This window comes from Desulfosarcina sp., from assembly GCF_041551955.1.
Taxonomy (GTDB): domain Bacteria; phylum Desulfobacterota; class Desulfobacteria; order Desulfobacterales; family Desulfosarcinaceae; genus Desulfosarcina.
This window is the reverse complement of record NZ_JBFELV010000497.1, coordinates 1-3,509: the sequence shown is the minus strand read 5'-3', so window position 1 is coordinate 3,509 and position 3,509 is coordinate 1. Positions and strand designations below refer to the sequence as shown.

The 3,509-nt window shown below is 55.3% G+C and carries 3 protein-coding genes; all 3 read right to left on the bottom strand.

The genetic code is table 11. The annotated features are described in order from the left end of the window. Positions 1 to 6: 6 nt before the first annotated feature. Positions 7 to 822, bottom strand: a complete 816-nt coding sequence (locus ABYV26_RS23100) for a hypothetical protein (RefSeq protein WP_372683710.1) — start codon at positions 820 to 822, stop codon at positions 7 to 9. Positions 823 to 856: 34 nt separating this feature from the next. After that, positions 857 to 1,822, bottom strand: a complete 966-nt coding sequence (locus ABYV26_RS23095) for a branched-chain amino acid ABC transporter permease (RefSeq protein WP_372683709.1) — start codon at positions 1,820 to 1,822, stop codon at positions 857 to 859. A 138-nt stretch (positions 1,823 to 1,960) separates the two neighbouring features. Continuing rightward, positions 1,961 to 3,133, bottom strand: a complete 1,173-nt coding sequence (locus tag ABYV26_RS23090; RefSeq protein WP_372683708.1) for an ABC transporter substrate-binding protein — start codon at positions 3,131 to 3,133, stop codon at positions 1,961 to 1,963. Between the last annotated feature and the right edge of the window lie 376 nt (positions 3,134 to 3,509).

The following is a 3,509-nucleotide window of genomic DNA, read 5'->3' as shown; positions in this document are numbered from 1 at the left end:
CAAGGCCTACATGTTTTCGAAAAAGCTTTTCACGATGAAAAGAAAGGCCAGGCTGATGATCGCCAGATAGTCCCCCCGGGTTTTAAATGAAGGAATGGCGACGATCAACGCGCCCATAGCGGCCATTAGGCCACCGAAGATCAGCGCCAGGGGAAAGGTGAGGTAGGCAACGGAAACGTTGAAAACCGCATCGCCCAATACCTTGTCGCTGGCAAACAGACCCACCGTAAAAAGACTGGACATGTATGCGCCGATGGCCATGAAACCGGGGTGTGAGCAGGAAAATTCGCCCATGTAGCCGTTGATGATGTTCAGGCTCAGGGTGAACAGAACCGCGATCAGGGTCAACTTGAGGAAAATCAACCGGTAGTCGCTCATCTCGGCCCATATGTGCAGAACCGCATACATCAGTCCCAACTGCACCAGCGCGGTGACGATAAGGGGAAACCCTTGAAGGAATCGGGCCACTGCATTGGCCGGTTTTACCACAGCCCGGGCGACGATGGCCAGCGGCAGCAGGTAAATGACGGTCAGGTAAATCAGGGCGCTGGGGATGTGCACCCAGGTGGCCCAGTTGAACGCGTCTCCCTTGATCAGAAAATTGATGATCCCGGCCAGTACTTTGAAAATGGTGAGCAGACCGAAAAGTACCGGCAGCTTGGGCAGTCCCAATAACGAGGTCAGCCCTTCGCCGGCCAACTGTTCCCAGAGTGCACAGACCAGAAAACCGAGCAGGTATCCCAAAAGGGGCACCGGTTTGAAGAACAGACCCATCCGTTTAAAAATGCCGCCGGTCTGTTTCGGTGCGAGTGTTTCGTCCATGGTAACGTTTCCTTGTGCGCAAATAAGCTCAGAATTAGAGTCGCAATTTCGCGCTGTATGCCTGCCCGAAAAGTCCGTGTGGCCTGAAAATAAGGATCAACAGGACGATGGAATAGGCGATGAGATCACGCAGGTTGGAGCCGATATTGAGTGAAAATAGCCGGTTCACGATCTGAATCGCCGGTACGGTCATGATTTCGATAAAACCCAGCATGAAGCCGGCGATGCAGGCACCCATGATGGATCCGCGACCGCCGAGGATGGCGGCCACAAAGGCTTTCCACCCGAAGCTGACCCCCATGTAAGGGTCCAGCACCGGATAGGCCAGGCCAAAAAGGATGCCTGCGGCGGCAGCCAGCGCCGAACCGATGGCAAACGTCATGGCGGCAATGGTGTTCATGGGCACCCCCACCAGGGGAACCACCACGTAATCGTAGGCCATGGCCCGCATGGCCATGCCCCACCTGGTTCGGCTGATAAACTGGTGCAGGGCCAGCATCAGCCCGAGGGAGACCAGAACGATCATGATCTTCTTGTTGGTCACGAACACGCCGCCGATGTTGTAGGTGGTCGATTCGATAAGCTGGGGAAATTTCAGCCGTGAGCCCCCCAAAAAGAGGATGTTGGAGGTTTCCAGGATGATGCCGATCATCAAGCCGGTGATGGCGGCAGACGCCCGGGGGGCCTCCCGCAGAGGCCGGTATCCCACCCGTTCGACGATAATACCCACGAAGGCGGTGAGAAACATGGAGATCAACAGGGTCATCACCAACAGCACCCAGCCGGGAAAAACGGCTGCCGCCCCGGTTCCGAAAAGGGACAGCAATCCGATCGACACACCCAGCCCGATGTAAGCGCCCACCATGAAGATATCCCCATGGGCGAAATTGAACAGCATGAGAATGCTGTACACCATGGAGTACCCGAGTGCGATCAAGGCGTAAAAGCTGCCCCACTGCAGGGCGTTGATCAGGTTCTGCAAGAAAAAGTTAACGGTCATGGGCTACGGCTCCCGTCAAAAGGAAAGGGATACAGGCGTGCCCGCTCCCTTTTTTTTGTTGGCGCGGCCGCTCCCGTTCAAAGCGAGCGGCCGGTAGATCATCAAAACGGTTTTTCTTTTTCGGATTTTATTCAGTGGCTATTTGGGGCAGACCGATTTGAAAAATTCGAACTTACCCTCGTCGTTAATCTTGACCACAACGGCACATTTTTTCGGATCCCCGTCGGGGGTGAAGGTCATGTTGCCGGTGATGCCGGGGTAGTTCTTGATGGATGCCAGGGCGTCTTTCACCTTGGTGCGGTCGGCTTTGACATCACCGGAAAGCTTGCCGGTGTCCTTGATGGCCTGGACCATCAGACCCAGCGAGTCCCAGGTCAAAGCGGCTACATCGTCGGGGGTTTTGCCGTATGTGGCGGTGTATTCATCGATAAATGCCTTGGTATCACCCTTGGCACCGGCGGCCGCATAGTGGGTGGAAAAGTAGTATCCCTTGCAGTCGTCACCGCACAGGCCCATCAGGTCGCCGCCGCCCCAGGAGTCGGAACCCAGGATCGGTTTGGTCCAACCCATCTCTTTGGCGGCACGTACGATCAGAGGCACTTCACTGTAGTACTGGGGGGTGAAGAGCACATCGGCGCCGGCCATCATGATATTGGTCATCTGGGCGGAAAAATCCTTGTCGCCGGTGGTAAAGCTTTCAAAGGCTACAACGGAACCGGCGCCGTGGATCGCTTCGAATGCCTCTTTGAAGAACTCAGCCAGGCCCTTGGGGTAATCGGCCGCGATGTCATAAAGCACGGCCGCTTTTTTGGCGCCCAGTTCATCGGTGGCAAAATTGGCGGCCACGGGACCCTGAAAAGGATCCAGGAAACAGCCACGGAAGACATACGGCCGGTCCAGGGTTGTGTTGGGGTTGGTGGACCAGGGGCTGATCATGGGGGTGGCGTAGTTGTTGGCCACCTCACCCGCCGGCACGGCCTGGCTGGAGGACTGGGGACCGATGATGCCCAGGACGCCCTCTTCGGTGATCAGTTTCGTGCTGACCTTAACAGCCGATTCGGCCTTGTACTCGTTATCGTCAAAAACGAATTTCAGCGCATAGGATTTACCGCCGACATCGACCGTGGGGTGTTTTTTAAGATACATTTCTGCGGCGTTTTTTGACGATGCGCCTACGTCTGGGTTGTCCCCGGTAAGGGGAATGTTGAATCCAATCTTGATGGTATCCGCTGCGCCGGCATCAACCGCCGCAAACGTGAAGGCCATTACCGCAACCAGAGAAAATACGAGACCAACTGAAAATTTACGCATGTCACTCCTCCTTTTACTGCCGATTGGGTGGGTTTGGATGGGAAACGAAATAAATTGGGCTGAACTTGCAAAGGGTTTCGGTTCGTTTTCAAGGTGAAACAAGGGTTGCATAGTTTTGCTCAGTGGCCGTTGCTGCAACGCGGAAAACGGACGGAAAGACGAGCAAATTGGTTCGATTTATAACGTTCGCCATCCGTTGTAGGGGGATAAACACCCCGAAGTGGATAGCTTGCCTAATTAGCATGGGCACATGTGTTTTTCAATGTCAATTTGCCGGAGGGGTTCTGGGTTCTGGGTTCGGGGTTCGGGTCTTCCGCCTTCCGCCTTCCGCCTTCCGCCTTCCGCCTTCCACCTTCCACCTTCCACCTTCCACCTT